We start from the raw sequence: 18,156 nt of genomic DNA on the forward strand, positions 1-18,156 counted from the left end.
TCACCACCCACGTGGCGTCAATTTCTCGCGAAATCGCCGCGCCGCGAGACCGGAGAGGCCCCAGGAGTACGGCAAGGGACGCGGGCACGACACGGGGGTACGGCTCGGGTAAGACGACGAAAAACCCCGCCCGGCGGAGCTCGCCGAGCGGGGTATCACTTCGAAATTCGCGCGGTCACCGGGACCGCAGTGGAGGTGCCGGGATTCGAACCCGGGTCCTCTGTCGCCTCACCAAGGCTTCTCCGTGCGCAGTTCGCTCTGTCTCTACTCGGCTTCACCGGTCACGCGAACAAGCCGGTGTGACAAGCCCAGTCGCTGTGCGATGTCCCGTTCAGTCCCGCGACCGAACTAAACGGTGAGTCCCCTGCACGATGCCGGGGTCCGGGTCGGAGACTTACCCGGTCCGACAGAGTCGCTACTCGCTCAGGCGGCGAGTGCGAACTCGCGCTGACTCTTGTTGTCGGCGCTTGTTAATTTACGGCGACGCTTTACGGTGGTCTTCCGCCTGCACCGGCACGCTTCCCTTGGCTCAACGGCCAGAGTCGAAACCGTTCACCCCCGTGTTCAGTTACTCAACAACCTGTTGTTCAACAGTCCGGCCCCACCGGGTGAGCCACCCGGACGGCTCCGTACCCAACATCATAACGTACCGCTCCCGCACGATCACTCCCGGGCCGGGAACCAGTTCGCGAGAAGTTCCGCGGCCGGCCCCTCGGTCCACCGAGTGGCCGCCACGAGGACCAGCCATCACGAGCCGGTCAGCCGCATCCGAGCAACCGTGCGGGCGTGTCGTGCAACACCGCACGCAGGAACGGTATTCCCAGCCGCTCTTCGGCACCGGCCCAACCTGCCACGGCTGCGAGCTGCTCGGCGTAGGAATAGGGAATGTTCGGGAAGTCGGAGCCGAGCACCACCCGGTCCGCGACGGGGGGCAGCCTGGCGGCCCAGTCGGACGGCAACGGCGCGAACCGCTCGCTGAAGGCGACACCGACCATCGTCGTGTCCAGGTAAACCCCGGGGTGCTCCCGCGCCAGCTCCAGCGCGCGCCCGTACTCGGGCATCCCGGCGTGCGCCAGCACCGCCACCAGGCCGGGGTGGCGTTCGAGTACCTCGGCGAACACGTCCAGCCCGGTGAACTCCCCGCGCAGCGGACCGTGTCCGCAGTGCACCACCACCGGCACCCCGGACTCGGCCAGCAAGCGCCACGGCCGCTCCAACAGCGGGTCACGCGGATCGAACTCGCCCACCTGCACGTGCACTTTGAAGCAGCGGGCCCCGCCGTCGAGGGCCGCCGCCACGTAGTCGGCGGCTTCGGGTTCCGGATACATCGTGGCGGTGGGCACGGCCCCGGCCGTGGTACGCCCGAACTCGAGCGCCCAGCGGTTGAGCCACTCGGCCATACCCGGTTTGTGCGGATACACCAGGGGCGCGAACGCGCGAACCCCCAGGCGGTCCAGCACACCGAGTCGGGTCGGCTCGTCGAAGCGGTAGCGGATCGGCCACTCGATCCCGTAATGGGTGCCGGCCAGATCGAAGTAGTCCCAGACCTTGCGCAGCACCCGCTCGGGCAGGAAGTGCGTGTGCAGATCCACCAGCCCCGGCAGGCCGAGGGCCGCGATCCAGTCCGGGACGTCCTCGTCGGACGGCGGCCCCTCGAACCCGTTCACCACGGGCAGCCGAACGCCGGGTGCACCGTCTCATCCGAGCGCGGCGGATCACACGAGAGTCGTCCGCGTAACGGCATCCTCAGCGCATGCCCTTGCGGTGCTGGCCGATGGCCCGAGCCATCTCACGCTCTGCATCGCGCTTGGCCATGTCCCTGCGCTTGTCGTGGATGCGCTTACCCCGGGCCAGTGCCAACTCGACCTTGGCCTTGCCGTCGGAGAAGTACAGCGAGAGCGGCACCAGACTCAGCCCGCTCTCCTTGGTCTTGCCCAGCAACCGTTCGATCTCGTCGCGGTGCAGCAGCAGCTTGCGCGAGCGACGCGGGGCGTGGTTGGTCCACGTTCCCTCGGTGTACTCGGGGATGTGCACGTTGCGCAGCCACACTTCGCCCCGGTCGATCGTCGCGAAGGAGTCGACCAGCGAAGCGCGCCCCTGGCGGAGACTCTTCACCTCTGTTCCGGTCAGCACCATGCCGCCCTCGTAGGTGTCCAGCACCGTCCAGTCGTGCCGCGCCCTGCGGTTGCGCGCGATCAGGTTGTGGCCACGTTCCTTTGCCATACCGGCGAGCATAGCGCTGCCTCCTGCGAGTGGACCACGTGGTTTTCGCACGCGGCGCGGCCCGGCCTCGGAACCGAACACCGAGACGCCGGGCCGCGAAACGAGCGATCCTCAGATCCGCACGTACAGCCGGAGGGTGAGATACCCGGTCAGGCCGGAGATCGCCGAGGCGACCAGCACCAGGATCGGTGCCACGAAGGCCACGTCGGCGTAGCTGACCGCGGTCAACAGGTTGGCGTTGGTCAACGGCTTCATCAACCCGTCGAGGAACGCCTCCTTGAGAACCATGAGCAGCCCGGTCGCCGCTACGGAACCGATGATTCCGGAGACCATGGCCTCCAGCAGGAAGGGCAGCTGGGTGTACCAGCGGGAGGCACCCACCAACCGCATGATGCCGGTCTCGGTGCGGCGGTTGAACGCAGAGAGCTGAATGGTGTTCGAAATCAACAGCAGTGCGGCGAAGGCCTGCAACGCCGCGATCAGGAACGTCCCGTCACGTACGTCGTTGAGCTTGTTGACCATGTTTCGCACGAACTGGGACTGGTCGTTGATCGAACCGATGCCCGCGCGTCCCTCGAACTGCTTCTTGATGGCCTGCGGTGTGACGTTGTCGCCCAGTTCGACCCACAGGGCCGCGGGCAGCGCCTTGGGCCGCACCAGCTCCTGCAGCTGCGGCTGGTTCGAGAACTCCTCGGTCGCCCGCTCGAAGATGGCCTGGCGGTTCAGATACTGCACCGACTGCACGCCGGAGGCCTGCTCCAGCTCGGAACGGAGTGCGGCACAGGGTTCGTTGGCGCACTCGGGATCGTTGGCACTGACGTTCTCGTTCATGTAGACGACGACGTCTGCCGCGTTGCGCAGCGATTCCTGGGCCTGCTCCACCTTACGGACAACGATGAGACCACCACCGAGCAGCGTGAGCGAAACGGCGGTGGTCAGGATCATCGCGATCGTCATCGACACATTACGACGAAGGCCGTTGACGACCTCGCTGGATACGAAGCTCGCGCGCATCTTGAGTCAGCTTTCGGTGCGGTCTGCGACTTGGGGTTCGGGGCTGCACTGCCCTTGCGTGCAGCGGGCTCAGCGGCCCACGCCGTACACACCACGGGCGTCGTCACGGATGACCTGGCCGTGACTGAGCTCGACGACCCTCCTACGCATGGAGTCGACGATCGAGTGGTCGTGCGTGGCCATGACCAGCGTGGTTCCGGTGCGGTTGATGCGCTCCAGCAGCAGCATGATGTCCTGGCTGGTGTCCGGGTCGAGGTTTCCGGTGGGCTCGTCGCACATCAGCACCAGCGGACGGTTGACGAACGCCCTGGCTATGGCGACCCGCTGCTGTTCGCCGCCGGACAGCTCGACGGGCATCCGGTCCGCCTTGCCGTCCAGGCCGACGAGCTGCAGCACCTCGGGAACCACCTTGCGGATGGTGTGTCGGGGTTTTCCGATCACTTCGAGAGCGAAGGCGACGTTGCCGAAGACGGTCTTGTTGTTGAGCAGGCGGAAGTCCTGGAACACACAGCCGACCCGCTGCCGCAGCTTGGGAACGCGCCGCCTCGGCAGCTTGGCGACGTTCCAGTCGGCGACGATCACCCTACCTCGAGTGGGGACTTCCTCCCGCAGTAGCAGCTGCAGGAACGTGGACTTGCCCGACCCGGAGGGGCCGATGAGGAATACGAACTCGCCCTTGTCCACGGACACCGAGACGTCGTCGAGAGCGGGGCGCGCCAACGTCTTGTACGTCTTTGACACGTGTTCGAGCCGGATCACGGGCAGTGAGCTTACCTGCGACCATCCGGGGGTCCTTCACTCACCCGTACCATTGGTTGCACTCGACCAATTACCATGCGCGCTTCCGGGCCCGAGAGACGACGCGAGCGGCCCCGAACACGGGCACGGAGCCGAACCGGCGCCGCGCGACCAGTCACGGCGGGAAAGCCCCCGTTGGGAAGCACGAAGGCAACGAGAAGCGCGCGTCGCCGGGGCGCGCGGGCTGTTCACACACTTCGAGCGGAAGCTTGCGGACGGCGGCTCACCGAGGGACACGGCGAGCTCCGATCAGCTCTGCTGCTCCTGGTCGTGCTGCTGCTTGCGCCACCGGATGCCGGACTCCAACAGCCCGTCGATCTGCCCCTCGAGCACTGACTCGGGGTTGCCCACCTCGTAGCCACTGCGGAGGTCCTTGACCATCTGGTACGGATGCAGCACGTAGGAGCGGATCTGATTGCCCCACCCGGAACCGCTGCTGTCCCGCAGCGCGTCGAGCTGAGCCCGTTCCTCCTCGCGCTTGCGCGCCAGCAGCTTGGACTGCAACACCCGCATGGCCGCTGCCTTGTTCTGCAGCTGGGACTTCTCGTTCTGGCAGGAAACCACGATCCCCGTGGGGTGGTGGGTCAGTCGAACCGCCGAGTCGGTGGTGTTCACGCTCTGACCGCCGGGCCCTGAGGAGCGGAACACGTCCACCCGGATGTCCTTCTCCGGAATCTCCACGTGGTCGGTCTCCTCGACCACCGGGAGCACCTCCACCCCCGCGAACGAGGTCTGCCTGCGCCCCTGGTTGTCGAACGGCGAGATTCGCACCAGCCGGTGGGTCCCCTGTTCCACCGAGAGTGTGCCGTAGGCGAAGGGCGTGTCCACCCGGAAGGTCGCGGACTTGACGCCCGCCTCCTCCGCATAGGACGTGTCGTACACCTCGGTCCCGTACTCGTGGCGCTCCGCCCACCGCAGATACATCCGCAGCAGCATCTCGGCGAAGTCGGCGGCATCCACCCCACCGGCTTCCGCCCGGATGGTGACCATGGCGGAACGCTCGTCGTACTCGCCGGAGAGCAGGGTTCGGATCTCCAGATCGGCGAGATCCCTCTTGAGCTGGCCACGCTCCTGCTCGGCCTCGGCGACACTGGCGCTGTCGTCCTCGTTCTCACCGAGTTCGTAGAGCACTTCGAGGTCTTCGAGACGCTGTCGAAGCCCGGTGATCTTGCGCAGGTCGCTCTGCTTGTGCACGAGCTGACTGTTGATCCGCTGGGCGTATTCGACGTCGTCCCACAGGTCCGGGCGAGCCGCTTCCTCCTCCAGCTCCGCGATCCGGGCCCGCAACGCATCGAGATCCATGACTCGCTCGATGCCCTCGAGGGTTTCGGACATGTCCTTGAGCTCGGCGGCGACGTCGGGGTTCACGGTTCCCCAGCCTACTTCACAGCTTCACGGCCCCGGACGTGGACCGGCGGTCCTTTTCCGAGCTCGGACCTCACGCGAAGGTCATTCGGGTATCGCGTCGAGCATCTTGATGACCGCACGGTTGTGGGCCACCGAGAAGTCCGCCGCGGCCTTCTCGTAGGGGTCCTCGGCCACCTTGGCGGCGTTCTTGGCCTCGTTGAGCTTCTCGACGTACTGCTCACGAGCCGAGGTAACCAGGTGGTCACGCTGTTTCGAGGTGAGCATGCCCGCGTAGCGCAATCGCAACAGCAGCGGGCTGCGCACGTTGTCCGGACCGGGTTCGGTGTTCAGCCACGACTTGAAGGCACGTTTGCCCGCCGCCGTGATGATGTACTGCTGGCTGGATCGGGGCCCCTGCTTGCCGAGACGCAACATGCCGTCCTCGGCGAGGGCGGGAAGTTCCCGGTAAACCTGGCTGCGGGTGACGCTGAAGAACCCGCTGAACCGGTCGGTGGCCGCGGCCACCAACTGTCCCCCGGTCATCGGCCCCTCGTGGAGAAGTCCCAGCAAGGCTGCGGATGTCGCATTCAGGTCGGTCACGGCTCCTACGGTGCCACGGCACTGACAGGCTGTCCACAATGGCCGTAAGCCGTGTCCGAAACAGCAGCGCAACCAGGGGGGTAGCTGGACACGCAACGCATTCAATTCAGCTCGCGAAGCCGCTGCTACGACCCGGATTCACTTCCATTGCGGTCTCATCCGCGGGGAGCAACCAATTCGTACACTCACTGTCGGCCGGCCGGGGACGATTTTTAACCCGAAATGGGTAATTCTGGTTGAGATGCTGCGCAAGGCCCGTTGTTAAGGGCACCCTTCACCTTGGCCGGCATAGTAACGGGGCCGGTCAGTGCGACGGGGCCGTAAGGGAAGGACCCGCCGAGCTAGGGAGGTAACACCGTGCATCGGAGTCTGCTGCGGACCAAGCTCGCCCAGGGCAGGACCAGGATGGCGAGCAAGGTTTCGGAACGGGCGAGGTCGATGATGCCGATCCAGGTGGACAGTCCGCACAACTGCATAGTTTGCGGCCGCAAGATGCGTGCCTTCCGCAGCGGGAGCAGCGAGGGGCGGGTTTGCTCGCCCAACTGCGCCCGCAAGTGGGCCGACGGCTGAGGCCGCCGGGCACGAAAATCCGGGCTCGGCGATGCACGAGCCCGGAAACCGTGGAACCACGTGCCCATCTCGTGCCGATCCATCCTGTGTCATCGGGACGGTGTCGCCCCACCGTGCCCGGTACCGACTCCGACAGCGGTTACCGACACCACTCGGACTCCCCGTGAGGGGACCTCCTACCAGAGCCCAACAAGGAGCACCCACAAAACGCCACACGAAGGACCGGTGCCCACGAACACAGTTCGGCCCCCGGAGCATGTGCTCCGAGGGCCGATCGCAGTAGCGGGGACAGGATTCGAACCTGTGACCTCTGGGTTATGAGCCCAGCGAGCTACCGAACTGCTCCACCCCGCGCCGTGTTTCGTTGTAGTTGCAACTCTACACCGCGGCCCGCGGCCGCCACACAGGGGGGTGCTCAACCAATGATCGCCTCCGCTCAGCAGCGGATTCTCCCTCCGCCGGGCAGCGGAAGCACCTCCTACCGGACGGCCTGGCGGGACGAGGCCCCCGGCAAGCGCGCGGCTTCGTGTGACCCCGGGACGGGCACCCGGCTCCGGACGTGGTCCGGCACGTGTCATTTCCACAGCGGGACCGAAGGAGCACCGCCCGGGAAACCCCGGGCGGACGAAAAATCGCCCCCCTTCCGGAGATCCGGAAGGGGGGCGTATTTGGTAGCGGGGACAGGATTCGAACCTGTGACCTCTGGGTTATGAGCCCAGCGAGCTACCGAACTGCTCCACCCCGCGCCGTGTTTCGTTGTAATTGCAACTCTACACCGTGGCCACCCATCTCCGCGCAGGGGGTGGGTGTTATCGCGTTTTCGCTTGTCACGGAGCGGTTGGACCGGAACCGGGTGGCCGCTCGACCACCCGGTTCCCCGCTACGGATCAGCCACCGTTGCCGGTGACCTCCTCGTAACGGTTCATGGCTTCCTCCAGTCGCTGGAAGGCCTGACCCAGCTGGCCGAGGTCACCGGAGTTCTGCGCGGAACGGACCTCTTCCATCGCGGCCTGCACCTCCTGCACGGCCTGGTTCACCTCGGAGCTGTTCTGCTGCCCCTGACCGTCGCCCTGCTGCCCCTGACCGTCGCCCTGCTGCCCCTGACCGTCGCCCTGCTGGTCCTGACCGCCCTGCTGGTCCTGACCGCCCTGCTGGTCCTGGTCGCCCTGTTGTTGTCCTTGGTCGCCCTGCTGCTGGTCCTCGTTCTCGGCGGTCTCGGTGTTCTGTCCCGCACCGGGACCGAACACCTGCTCCAACGAGCCCTGCAGCGTATCGGCATAGCCGACGCTGTCACCGTAGGAAGTCAGCACCCTGGCCAACTGCGGGTAGGAGTCCTCGCTGTTCGGCCGGATGTAGATCGGCTCCACGTAGAGCATCCCGCCCTCGACCGGCAGGGTCAGCAGGTTACCGAACATCGCCCGGACCCCGGGGTTGTCGAACAGTGTCCGGTCCTCGGTGACCTTCGGTGTGGACTCCATCTGCCGCTGCACCTGCACCGGACCCGGCGTCTGGTTGTCCGTGGGCAGCTCCAGCATGGTGATCTGACCGTAGGTCTCGGGATCCGAGGATGCCGAGATCCACGCGGACAGGTTCGGGCGTTCCAGCGCGGTCATGGCACTGGTCAGCTGGAAGGTCGGCCGGTTCTGCGTGGGCGCCTGCGCGATCACGTAAAACGGTGGCTGCTTCTCACCGGAACCGCTGCGCTGATCCTGGTTGGGATCGTTGGGGACCTCCCAGAAACCGCGGGTGGCGTAGAAGTCGCCCGGGTTGTCCACGTGGTAGCGGGCGAGCAGCTGCCGCTGCACCTTGAACATGTCGGCCGGATAGCGGAAGTGCTGCCGCAGCTCGTCGCTGATCTCGCTCTTCGGCTTGACCACCCCCGGGAAGACGCCCTTCCAGGCCTCCAGTACCGGATCCTTCTCCCCGAACTCGTAGAGCGTCACCTTGCCGCTGTAGGCGTCGACGGTGGCCTTCACCGAGTTGCGGATGTAATTGATCTGCTGGTTGGGCTGGGCGACATCACTGGTGGAGTCGCTGGCTGCCTGCCCGAACGAGGTCAACTTGGAGTAGGGGTAGTTGTTCAGCGTGGTGTAGCCGTCGACGATCCACTTGATGCGTCCGTCGATCACCGCGGGATAGGGATCACCGTCCAGCTTGAGCCACGGTGCTACCTTCTGCACCCGCTCCCGCGGATTGCGGTTGAACATGATCTGCGACTGCGAACCGATCTCCTGGTTGAACAGGATGTTGCGCTCGCCGTAGTTGGCCGCGAACACGGCACGGTTGAACCAGTTCCCGATGCCGACGCCACCCTCGCCCTGGTAGGTGTAGCGCGAGTTCTGCGTGTCGTACTCCTGCGGCTCCTCGCCCTGCTGCGCACCGACGATGGCGTAGTCCTGGTTGAGCTCGCCGTAGTAGACCCTGGGCTGCTCGACCGGGATATTGCCCTGACCGTCGTTGGCGACGTCGCTCATCGAGAACACCGGGTAGGCACCGGTGTCGCCTCCTTCACCGGGCACCGAGCTGACGCGGTCGGCGGGTGCGCTCACGAAACCGTTGCCGTGGGTGTAGACCATGTGCCGGTTGATCCAGGACTGCTGGTTCTCGGCCAGGCCGTCGGTGTTGATTCCGCGCACCGCGACCAGGTAGTCCTGCAGATCGCCGTTCTCGTCCCGGTACCGGTCGATGTCGAGCTCGTCCGGGAAGCCGTAGAAGTTGAACTGCTGCTGCAGCTGGGTGAACGTCTCGGAGAGCAGGCTCGGGTCGAGCAACCGCACGTTGGAGACGGTGCCGGTGTCCTGAGCGACCTCCTCCGGAGTGACATCGGAATCGCTCGATCCGGAGTCGGAGCCACCGGAGTCGGAGCCACCGGAGTCCGAACCACCAGAGTCCGAACCACCGCCCTGCGTGTAGTTCTCGCGAACCGTCACGTCTTCCTGGGTTATACCGAAGGCCTGCCTCGTGGCGGCTATGTTGCGCTCGATCGAGGTCGCCTCGCGCTGGTTGGCGTTGGGTTCGACCGAGAACTGCTGCAGCAGCGCGGGCCACAGCGCGCCGATGACCAGACTGGACAGCACCAGCAGCACCGTCGCCAGCGCCGGGATCTGCAAGTTGCGCAGGAAAACGGCGGCGAAGAAGGCCAGCGCGCAGATGATGGAGATGCACAGCAGGATCACCTTGGCCGGCATCACCGCGTTGAGATCGGTGTAACTGGCACCTGTGAAGAGGTCACTACGCTGTGACAGCAGCAGATCCCAGCGGTCGAAGAAGAAGTCGACCGCCTTGAACAGCACGAAGATCCCGGCCAACAGGGCGAGCTGGATCCGGGCGGGCTGCGAAATCTGCCCGGACCTGCCCGCGAGCTTGATGCCACCGAAGATGTAGTGCACGGCGAGCGCACCGAAGAACGACAGCGTGACCGCGATGAATCCCCAGGCCAGCAGCCAGCGGAAGAACGGCAGCTGGAAGATGTAGAGACTGATGTCGTTGCCGAAGACCGGGTCCTGGGTGCCGAACGGGGTGCGGTTCAGGAACAGCTGCACCATGCGCCAGTCACCGGTGGCCGCCAAACCACCGATCGCGCCGACGATCGCCGGGATTCCGATGCCGAACCACTTGGATCGCTGCGTGATGACGGTGCGGTACCGCATCAACGGGTCGTCCTGCCCACTTCCGAGCGGCACGAAAACTGGTCTGGTGCGATAGGCCAGCCAGAGGTTCAACGCCAGCACCCCGGCGAGGAACACGGCGGCACAGACGAACAACACGATCCGGGTGAGCACGATCGTCGTGAAGATTCCCCGGTAGTCGATACTGCCGAACCACAGCCAATTGACGTACGTCCCGATCAGGCGTGATCCGACTATCAGTCCTACCAACACGACCGCGCCCAGGATCAGAAGAATCCGGCTTCGCCGGGACAGTTTGGGTACTCCTACCGGCCTCGTGGCCACAGCGCACTCCCTGGTGACGATCCGCGGGCAGCGGGGCCGGGCCACCGGTGCGACCCGGGCTCCCGTGCGGTCAACTCTACGACCCCTTCACGAGATAGTGGGACGTGCCCGCGAATTCGCATCAAACGGACATCCCGACCTACGGGGAATCATCAGCTGGAAAGGTGTGCCGATCATCGGACGCGAGGGCTGCCACGGGGCCCGAACCAGGAGGTCTCGTCGGTGCGAGGATGGGTGAATGTCGTCCGCTATCACCGAGGAAATGACCGCGGGGTTGCCCGCGGTGACACGCGAGATCGAGCAGTTCGTGGCTTCGGAGGGCTGGGAACGACCGGCCAGAATGTTCGCGCTGGTCGACACCGCGGAGTTACTGGAGGCCGAGCCCGGGCTGGCCGAACAGCTCAACACGAGTTCACCACTGACGCCGGTGGAGCAGGAAGAGTTGCCCGGCAACGACATCGGTGAGGCTTTGGCGGGGATCGCCTGGCCGGAGCGGGTACTGGGCTGCGCGCTGGTCCAGGAGATCGTGGTGCTTCCCCCGGAGGCCGAACAGGAGCTCCCACCCGAGGACGACGCCGCACGGAACGCCGCCGCGCAGCACCCGGAACGCCGGGAAGCGCGGTTGGTGGCCGCCGTACTGCGCGGTGGGACGCAGACCTGTGTGCTGCGGTTGCGCAACAAGGATCCCGAGGTCGACGACGGCTTCGACGGTGATCCGGAGCAGGAGGAGGGCGAGCTCGTCGAGGACAGTGCCCTGGCGCCGAATCTGCTCAACGCGATGCACGCCACCTTCGAGGAGTGACGTTCCGGCGGGGGCTCCGGGATGTCGGACTCCGGGCTCGGGAGCGCCGCCGCGGACCCCGCCCGCCCGGCTGTCGGCACCCGGGCCTCACCGGGTGCCACGCCGAATCAGCAGCGTGGAGGTGTCTCCCCCGCCCGGACCGAGTTGAGCGCATCGACCGCCTCACCGAGGGTTCCCACCTCGATCAGCCGCATGCCTTCGGGGGCCTGGGACTTGGCAGCGGCGCAGTTGCCCTCCGGAACCAGGAAGATCTGAGCGCCCGCCTGGTGGGCGTTGGTCATCTTGAAACCGATACCGCCGATGCGGCCCACGTTGCCCTGCGAATCGATCTCACCGGTTCCCGCGATGAACTTGCCGTCCGTGAGTTCTCCCGGCGTGAGTTTGTCCACCACGGCCAGCGAGAACATCAACCCGGCGGAAGGTCCACCGATGTCGGGCAGCCTGATGTCGACCTCGAAGTCGACCTGTGGCCGTAGCCCGGGTTGCACACCCAGGAACCCCTGGGAACGGTCGTCCGGTGGTTGTGCGAGCCGGATGGTGGTGCGCTGCGGCTGCTGCTGCTCGTGCCTGAAGCGGATCGTGACCCGCTGGCCTGCCTTGATGCCCGACAGGGCGTCTATCAGCGACTGCGGGTCACTCAGCTGGGTGCCGTTCGCCGCGAGCAGCTCGTCTCCCGGCTGGATCACCCCTTCGGCCGGGCTGTCGGCGACTATCTCCTCGGCGACGAGTTCGGTGGGATAACCGAGATGACGCAGCGCCGCGGTCTCGGCGGAGGTCTGCGAATTGCGGAAAGCACGCGTGTTGGTCCGCTGGACCTGTTGCTCGGTCTTGTCCGGCGGGAAGTAGAGCTCGCGAGGGGCGAGAGCGTAGTCACCGCTGACCCAGAAGGTCAGCGCGCTGAAGATCGACAGCTCATCGGTGACCGAGACGGTGGTCATGTTGAGGTGACCACTCGTCGGGAAGGTCTTGGTACCCTCGATCCGGACCACCGGCCTGCCCTGGGAAGAACCGAGCGTGTCATGGGTCGGACCGGGACCCAGTGCCACGTAGGGCACCGGAACGAACACTCCCAGCAGCCCGAAGACCATGACCAGAACGACACTCGTAAGCAGGGTCCAGGTACGGCGACTCACAGCACGACACCCTACGTGCCGAACGTGAGCGGCCGGTGGGCGACTTGCGTGGCGCCCGAGATGTGGAGTTCGGCAGCGAGGATCTCGGAGTGGGGCGGAGGCGATTCCGCCATTACGTTCGCCCTCGGCGAGCGGCCGACAGCTCACCTACTCCCCGTCCGCCTCTTCCGCGTACGGTGGAACCATGAGTGATGTGCCCTTCGGGTTCGGCCCCCACGATCCCGACAACGAGGAACCCGATGATCGCAACAGGGGCGACTCATCGGACGGTGGCTCCGGGGGCGGCGCCGGCTTTTCCGGAGGAGCGGGTTCATTCCCCGGCTTCGGCGGGATGCCGGGTCCCGGGGGCATGCCCGGTTCCGGCGGTATGCCGAATTTCGACATCAGCGCGCTCGGTCAGATGCTGACCCAGCTCGGGCAGGCCCTCAGCCACTCCTCCAGTGGTGAGTCGGGGCCGGTCAACTATGACCTGGCCAAGCAGCTGGCCCACCAGCAGCTGCAGACCAACAAGCACACCGAGCGCCCGACCCAGCAGCAGACCAAGGCCATCGAGGACGGCATCCAGCTCGCCGAGCTCTGGTTGGACCCCACGACCGCCTTCCCGACCGGCACGCACGTGGTGCGGTCCTGGTCGGCACGCGACTGGGTGGACAACACGCTGCCCACCTGGAAACGCCTGTGCGATCCGGTGGCCGAACGCGTCTCCGAGGCGTGGCTGGAAGCGCTGCCGGACGAGGCCAAGCAGGCGGCGGGACCGATCGTGTCCATGCTCGGCCAGATGGGCGGGCTGACCTTCGGCTCCCAGCTGGGCAACGGGTTGGCCCAGCTCGGCGGTGAAGTGCTCACCTCCACCGATGTGGGGCTTCCGCTCGGCCCGGACGGGACGGCCGCGCTGCTGCCCGCCAACATCGAGCGTTTCGGAGAGGGCCTGGACCGGCCCGCCAGTGAGGTGACCGTCTTCCTGGCGGCGCGGGAGGCCGCGCACCACCGGCTGTTCAGTCACGTGCCCTGGCTGCGGCAACGGTTGCTGGCGACCGTCGAGGAGTACGCACGCGGTATTCACGTCGACACCTCCGCGCTGGAGGACTTGGCGAGCAAGGTGGATCCGAGCGACCCGAACTCGATGCAGGAGTTGATGAACTCCGGCATGCTGGAGCCACAAACCACCGAGGAGCAGCAGGCCGCGCTGACCCGGTTGGAGACACTGCTGGCCCTGGTCGAGGGCTGGGTCGACGTGGTGGTCGCCGACGCGGTCGGGGAACGACTGCCCGGCGCCGACGCGCTCAGCGAGACGGTCCGACGCAGGCGGGCCACCGGCGGACCGGCCGAACAGACCTTCGCGACCCTCGTGGGACTGCAGCTGCGTCCCCGTCGGCTGCGGGCGGCCGCATCGCTGTGGCGGTTGCTCACGGAGCGGCACGGGATCACGAGCCGTGACCAGGTCTGGGACCACCCGGATCTGTTGCCGGACGGTTCTGATCTGGACGAGCCACTGGACTTCGCCGATCGCTGGGGACAGAGCAACGAGGATCTGGACGACCCGATCGCGGCGATCCGGCGTGCCGAGGCCGCCGAGCAGGCGGGCCAGTCCGGTTCGGAGGATTCCACCGGCGAGGAACGCGGCGAGGACGACGATCGCTGACGGGGGTTCGGCTTCGCTGTCGGGGTGACCGGGCTACCCGGATGCCGGAGCCCCTGGTGCCGGAGCCGTCCGGGTCTTCGCTCCGACCGAACCGATCCCGGGCGATCCGGCACGAGGGACGGCCCGACTCCGAACGAGCGCTCGGGCGCCATCGGGTCTCCTCCCCGTGTGCGGTCCTCCCCGCGAGTGCGGCACGGTCCCCCGGGAGAGGCGGGACGCTGCTCCTCACCGCTCGCACCGGGACCGCCCGGTTCTCGGCCCCCTAGGAGCCAGCATGCGCGGATTCCGCTCAGTCGACCTCGTCGTCTGACACCGGGTCCCCGCCTCCCGTTCCGAGATCGGCGGCCGCGGTCAACCCTTCGAGGTAGCCGATGGCTCGTTCCGTCCTGGGATAGCGGTTCACCCACTCCCAGAAGTCAGCTCCGTGGCCCGGAACCAGCAGGTGTGCGAGTTCGTGTACCAGCACGTAGTCGAGCACCCAGCTCGGGACCTCCCGAAGCCTGCGGCTGACGCGGATGGTGCCCTCGGCGGGCGTGCAGGAAGCCCACCTGGTGCGCATCGGGGCCACCCATCGGACTCCGGCCGCCACGGCGAGCCCGTCCAGGTAGCGCTGGGAGAGTTCGGCACATCGGTTCATCAGCGCTTCGTCGGAGGCCCTGGCGGGCGACTTGCGGCGGGTCTCGCTACGACGCAGCCTGCTGAGCATCTCGTCGACCCAGTGTCGCTCCTCGGCACGGCTCATCCGCGCGGGTAACAGTACGACCACCTTGCCACCGTCCCGGTAGGCACTGACCGTCTGTTTTCTCCGCTTGCTGCGGCGCACCTCCACTTGCGGTTCGGTCACGATCGGGGAGCCTAGCGAGGTCGATCGTGCTCGCGGGTTCCGCTGTGATCCGAAGCGCAGATCAACTAGTCATTCCGCATCGAGGAATCCGACGAGCGCTGCGAATATGACTGATCGACACGAATCGAACACGCGCTGCCACCCCCGAACGGGTTAAGACATTCATCCGAAATCGCGATATGCCGAGCTCCTGCGCGCTGCTCCGGGCGCGGGTACCTTTTGCCCAGCACAGTTCCGAGGCACGCGAGGACGCGCTTGAACGCTTCGGAAGAACAGTTACCCGATGGAGGCAGCCGTGGCCGAGACATACAACGGTTACTGCGTAAAGTGCCGGGAGAAGCGGGACTTCACCGGTGAGATATCGGAGACGAACGGTAGACGGATGGCCAAAGGGACCTGCCCGGTTTGCGGCACCAAGATGACCCGCATTCTCGGCAAGGCGCACAACCCCCAGGGCTAGCGCACCCCAGGGCCGACTCCCGCCGTCGAGGAAGCGGGACCTGGCGGTGACAATGCCGCTCACAACCGCGTCGACGGCTCCTGGGAGGGTGATTCGTTCGTTTCCGACCCCCTTTCACCGGTTCGGCGGAACGATCCGTCGAGGACGATCTTGCACACGACTATGCGAAAACCTCTAGCATGTCGGTGAGCCCGTAGGCGTGTGCTCCGAGACGGCTCGTCGTCCCGGCGCCCTGCCGACTGGAAGGGAGTTCCCGTGAGCGACGTCCCCCGCCGAGCAGCACAGCGCACCGTCAAACTCGCCAGTCTGCCGCTCGGCGCCGCGGGCAGAATGGCCGCGGGCTGGGGCAAGCGGCTCACCGGGCAGGATGCCGACACCGTCAGCGCCGATTTCTCCGCTCGTACGGCCGAACAGCTGTTCGCCGTACTCGGTCAGCTCAAGGGCGGGGCGATGAAGTTCGGGCAGGCGCTGAGTGTGTTCGAGGCCGCTGTACCCGACGAACTCGCCGAGCCCTACCGGGACGCTCTGTCCAAGCTGCAGACGACCTCAGAGCCGATGTCGGAGTCCAGCGTGCGGCGCACCCTGGACGAACAGCTGGGAAGCGGCTGGCACTCGCGCTTCGCCGAGTTCGACGAGTCGCCCACCGCGGCCGCGAGCATCGGCCAGGTGCATCGCGCGGTCTGGCACGACGGCAGAGAGGTCGCCGTCAAGATCCAGTACCCCGGCGCGGACGAGGCACTGCGTTCCGATCTGCGCCAGTTGATGCGCTTCTCCCGACTCTTCCAGTCGATGCTGCCCGGCGCGGAGGTCAAACCGCTGCTGCGCGAGCTGCAGGACAGGATGGTGGAGGAGCTGGACTACCGCACCGAGGCGGACAATCAGCGCTCGTTCGCCACGGCGTTCGAGGGCGACGAGCTGGTGCACGTCCCCCGGGTGGTGGCGAGCTCACCCAAGGTCATGGTCACCGAATGGGTCTCGGGCACACCGTTCGCCGAGATCATCAACAACGGGACACGGGAACAGCGCGACCGGGCGGGCGAGCTGCTCGGCGAGTTCCACTTCTCGTCTCCCGCCCGGGTCGGCCTGCTACACGCCGACCCCCATCCCGGCAACTTCCAGCTGCTTCCCGACGGCAGGCTGACCGTGATCGATTTCGGTGCGGTCGCCAGGCTTCCGGAAGGACTGCCGAGGACGCTGGGACGCATGCTGCGGCTGGCGCTTGAGGACCGGGCCGAGGAGCTCATGGAGCTGCTGCGCAGCGACCGGTTCGTGCAGACGGACTCCGAACTCCGCGCCGAGGACGTACAGGCGTACCTGGGGCCGTTCGTGGACCCGGCGCGAACCGAAACCTTCCACTTCACCCGCTCGTGGCTGCAGCGGCAGGCCGACCGGGTGGGCGACCTGCGCAGTCCCGACTTCCGCACCGGCCGGTCGCTGAATCTGCCCCCGGACTACCTGCTGATACACCGGGTGACACTGGGAGCTACCGGCATCCTGTGCCAACTGGACGCGGAAGTGGCTGCCAGGGAGATCATCTCGAACTGGCAGCCCGGCTTCGCGGACTGAGGGGCGTCGATTTCGCGAGAAATCGCCGGGCTGTGGGGCGACGCGGTGCCGCACTCCCGCCACTCCCGCAAGCCGAGCTCCTACCACCTAGGCAGTTCGCACCGCCGCGGGTTCTCCGGTGCGGCTCTCGCGAGGACGGCCCCGACGTTGTGTAGTAACTACCCGATGTCGGGGCACCCGCAGCGAGAGCCGTGCCAGAGGTTCCGCCACACGCACCCCTACGAAAACCGGGGTGACGCACCCCGTCACGTGGGTTTGCGGCCGACGAAAACGCTGTGCGCGGCGAGGTAGTAGAGATCGTCCCGCCGCCCGGCGTAGTGCGGCCCCTGCTCGTCGAGCAGCTGCTCGAGCGCGGCCAGGTCGTCGGCGGAGCACTCCTCCACGGCGGCCTCGCGCAGCCACTCCAGCCTGCGCAGCACGATGTCGCGCACCGAACCGGTGACCGGGGCGGGCCAGTCCACCAGGTAGCTCCACGACTCGACGTCTTCCAGCCCTGCCTGCCGCAGTGCCGTCGACCAACCGACGGGCAACCGCACCGTACCCGTCATCTCGGCGCGCATCCGGCGGAACCAGGAGTGCCGCGCTGCCAGCAGGCGTTCCTCCAACCCGGGTTCACCGACCCCGACGTCCCAGGGCAGCACGTGTGCCCAGAGCCCGGACTCGACGATCACCAGTTTGCCTCCCGGGCGCACCAGCTCCGCCAACCGGCGCAGGCCTGCCAGTTGGTCGGGCAGGTGATGCACTACCAGCGAGGAGAAAACCAGATCGGCACTGCCCACAGCGCCCCCGAGTTCTTCGTCGGCGGCATCGGCCCGAACACCGCGAACCTCGACCCCCGGGGCGGCGTGTTCGGTGGCGTGGCGCTCGGCTTCGGCGAGCAACTCCGGGGCGGAGTCGACGAGGGTAACCGTGCCGCCCGGCAGAGCGGCGGCGAACGCCGCTGCCGCGCCGCCCGCCCCTGAGCCGACATCGATCACCGAGTGGCAGGCGTCCGGCCCCGATACCAGTGTCTCCGCGATCCGCCGTGTCTGGGGCGCGGTGAGGCCGTCCTCGTCCCGCAGTTGCCGCAACCGGGTGTCCCAGTCGATGTTGTCGTGCGAATGATGGTGCATGATCGTCAAGCTTAGCCCGCAGGGCAATCGAATACCGCTCCGCACAACGGCACCCGCTCCGTATCCGGGCTGCGAATGGTCGGGGGAAGTCC

Annotated in this window: 15 protein-coding genes, 2 tRNA genes and 1 other RNA gene; 5 read left to right on the forward strand and 13 right to left on the reverse strand. The window is 66.7% G+C overall.

The window, feature by feature from the left end:
• Positions 1-187: 187 nt before the first annotated feature.
• The 7 genes from ssrA to ACOQFL_RS12950 all read right to left on the reverse strand — a co-directional run bounded on the left by ssrA (position 188) and on the right by ACOQFL_RS12950 (position 5,925).
• Positions 188-560, reverse strand: a transfer-messenger RNA (tmRNA) gene (gene ssrA / locus ACOQFL_RS12920).
• Positions 561-758: 198 nt separating this feature from the next.
• Positions 759-1,667, reverse strand: coding sequence for an amidohydrolase family protein (locus ACOQFL_RS12925; RefSeq protein ID WP_435544388.1), 909 nt, complete (start codon positions 1,665-1,667; stop codon positions 759-761).
• A 79-nt stretch (positions 1,668-1,746) separates the two neighbouring features.
• Positions 1,747-2,223: an SsrA-binding protein SmpB gene (gene smpB, locus ACOQFL_RS12930; RefSeq protein ID WP_435544389.1), complete on the reverse strand. Its 477-nt coding sequence runs from the start codon at positions 2,221-2,223 to the stop codon at positions 1,747-1,749.
• Between the two features lie 111 nt (positions 2,224-2,334).
• Complete coding sequence (gene ftsX, locus ACOQFL_RS12935; RefSeq protein ID WP_435544390.1) at positions 2,335-3,237, reverse strand: permease-like cell division protein FtsX; 903 nt, start codon at positions 3,235-3,237, stop codon at positions 2,335-2,337.
• A gap of 69 nt (positions 3,238-3,306) precedes the next feature.
• Positions 3,307-3,996 (reverse strand): cell division ATP-binding protein FtsE, encoded by a 690-nt coding sequence (ftsE, locus tag ACOQFL_RS12940; RefSeq protein WP_043578170.1) that lies wholly within the window; start codon positions 3,994-3,996, stop codon positions 3,307-3,309.
• 288 nt (positions 3,997-4,284) lie between these two features.
• On the reverse strand, positions 4,285-5,403 hold the full coding sequence (gene prfB / locus ACOQFL_RS12945; RefSeq protein ID WP_435544391.1) for a peptide chain release factor 2: 1,119 nt from the start codon (positions 5,401-5,403) through the stop codon (positions 4,285-4,287).
• An 81-nt stretch (positions 5,404-5,484) separates the two neighbouring features.
• Complete coding sequence (locus tag ACOQFL_RS12950; RefSeq protein WP_435544686.1) at positions 5,485-5,925, reverse strand: PadR family transcriptional regulator; 441 nt, start codon at positions 5,923-5,925, stop codon at positions 5,485-5,487.
• 414 nt (positions 5,926-6,339) lie between these two features.
• Between ACOQFL_RS12950 and ACOQFL_RS12955 the strand changes: the two genes are divergently transcribed.
• A complete protein-coding gene (locus tag ACOQFL_RS12955) occupies positions 6,340-6,552 on the forward strand; it encodes a hypothetical protein (RefSeq protein ID WP_092625856.1) in 213 nt (70 codons plus the stop codon).
• A 280-nt stretch (positions 6,553-6,832) separates the two neighbouring features.
• On the opposite strand, the gene ACOQFL_RS12960 is transcribed toward ACOQFL_RS12955, so the two are convergent.
• The 3 genes from ACOQFL_RS12960 to ACOQFL_RS12970 all read right to left on the reverse strand — a co-directional run bounded on the left by ACOQFL_RS12960 (position 6,833) and on the right by ACOQFL_RS12970 (position 10,505).
• A tRNA-Met gene (locus ACOQFL_RS12960) sits at positions 6,833-6,906 on the reverse strand.
• 315 nt (positions 6,907-7,221) lie between these two features.
• Positions 7,222-7,298 (reverse strand) — tRNA-Met (locus tag ACOQFL_RS12965).
• A gap of 141 nt (positions 7,299-7,439) precedes the next feature.
• Positions 7,440-10,505 carry a UPF0182 family protein gene (locus ACOQFL_RS12970; protein ID WP_435544392.1) on the reverse strand — a complete coding sequence of 1,022 codons (3,066 nt, stop codon included), beginning with the start codon at positions 10,503-10,505 and terminating at the stop codon, positions 7,440-7,442.
• A gap of 238 nt (positions 10,506-10,743) precedes the next feature.
• On the opposite strand from ACOQFL_RS12970, the gene ACOQFL_RS12975 reads away from it, so the two are divergent.
• Complete coding sequence (locus ACOQFL_RS12975; protein WP_435544393.1) at positions 10,744-11,307, forward strand: PPA1309 family protein; 564 nt, start codon at positions 10,744-10,746, stop codon at positions 11,305-11,307.
• Between the two features lie 107 nt (positions 11,308-11,414).
• Here the strand turns inward: ACOQFL_RS12975 and ACOQFL_RS12980 are convergent, their stop codons facing one another.
• Positions 11,415-12,440: a YlbL family protein gene (locus ACOQFL_RS12980; RefSeq protein WP_435544394.1), complete on the reverse strand. Its 1,026-nt coding sequence runs from the start codon at positions 12,438-12,440 to the stop codon at positions 11,415-11,417.
• Positions 12,441-12,624: 184 nt separating this feature from the next.
• Between ACOQFL_RS12980 and ACOQFL_RS12985 the strand changes: the two genes are divergently transcribed.
• The gene (locus ACOQFL_RS12985; RefSeq protein ID WP_435544395.1) at positions 12,625-14,082 is read left to right on the forward strand and encodes a zinc-dependent metalloprotease; all 1,458 of its coding nucleotides are present in this window, start codon (positions 12,625-12,627) and stop codon (positions 14,080-14,082) included.
• 289 nt (positions 14,083-14,371) lie between these two features.
• On the opposite strand, the gene ACOQFL_RS12990 is transcribed toward ACOQFL_RS12985, so the two are convergent.
• Positions 14,372-14,926 carry a M48 metallopeptidase family protein gene (locus ACOQFL_RS12990; protein ID WP_435544396.1) on the reverse strand — a complete coding sequence of 185 codons (555 nt, stop codon included), beginning with the start codon at positions 14,924-14,926 and terminating at the stop codon, positions 14,372-14,374.
• 295 nt (positions 14,927-15,221) lie between these two features.
• On the opposite strand from ACOQFL_RS12990, the gene ACOQFL_RS12995 reads away from it, so the two are divergent.
• Both ACOQFL_RS12995 and ACOQFL_RS13000 read left to right on the forward strand, forming a co-directional pair.
• A complete protein-coding gene (locus tag ACOQFL_RS12995) occupies positions 15,222-15,386 on the forward strand; it encodes a DUF5679 domain-containing protein (RefSeq protein ID WP_170837521.1) in 165 nt (54 codons plus the stop codon).
• 255 nt (positions 15,387-15,641) lie between these two features.
• Positions 15,642-16,952, forward strand: a complete 1,311-nt coding sequence (locus ACOQFL_RS13000; RefSeq protein WP_435544397.1) for an ABC1 kinase family protein — start codon at positions 15,642-15,644, stop codon at positions 16,950-16,952.
• A 245-nt stretch (positions 16,953-17,197) separates the two neighbouring features.
• On the opposite strand, the gene ACOQFL_RS13005 is transcribed toward ACOQFL_RS13000, so the two are convergent.
• Positions 17,198-18,064, reverse strand: coding sequence for a class I SAM-dependent methyltransferase (locus ACOQFL_RS13005; RefSeq protein WP_435544398.1), 867 nt, complete (start codon positions 18,062-18,064; stop codon positions 17,198-17,200).
• Positions 18,065-18,156 lie beyond the last annotated feature (92 nt).

The organism is Actinopolyspora sabaoui (genome assembly GCF_051225635.1).
In the GTDB taxonomy this organism is placed as follows: domain Bacteria; phylum Actinomycetota; class Actinomycetes; order Mycobacteriales; family Pseudonocardiaceae; genus Actinopolyspora.

Excerpts from the sequence above, each read along its gene's own strand:
- ACOQFL_RS12950 (WP_435544686.1), bottom strand. The coding sequence starts at position 5,925 with ATGACCGGGGGACAGTTGGTGGCCGCGGCCACCGACCGGTTCAGCGGG.
- ACOQFL_RS12975 (WP_435544393.1), top strand. The coding sequence starts at position 10,744 with ATGTCGTCCGCTATCACCGAGGAAATGACCGCGGGGTTGCCCGCGGTG.
- ACOQFL_RS13005 (WP_435544398.1), bottom strand. The coding sequence starts at position 18,064 with ATGCACCATCATTCGCACGACAACATCGACTGGGACACCCGGTTGCGG.
- ftsX (WP_435544390.1), bottom strand. The coding sequence starts at position 3,237 with ATGCGCGCGAGCTTCGTATCCAGCGAGGTCGTCAACGGCCTTCGTCGT.
- smpB (WP_435544389.1), bottom strand. The coding sequence starts at position 2,223 with ATGGCAAAGGAACGTGGCCACAACCTGATCGCGCGCAACCGCAGGGCG.
- ACOQFL_RS12985 (WP_435544395.1), top strand. The coding sequence starts at position 12,625 with ATGAGTGATGTGCCCTTCGGGTTCGGCCCCCACGATCCCGACAACGAG.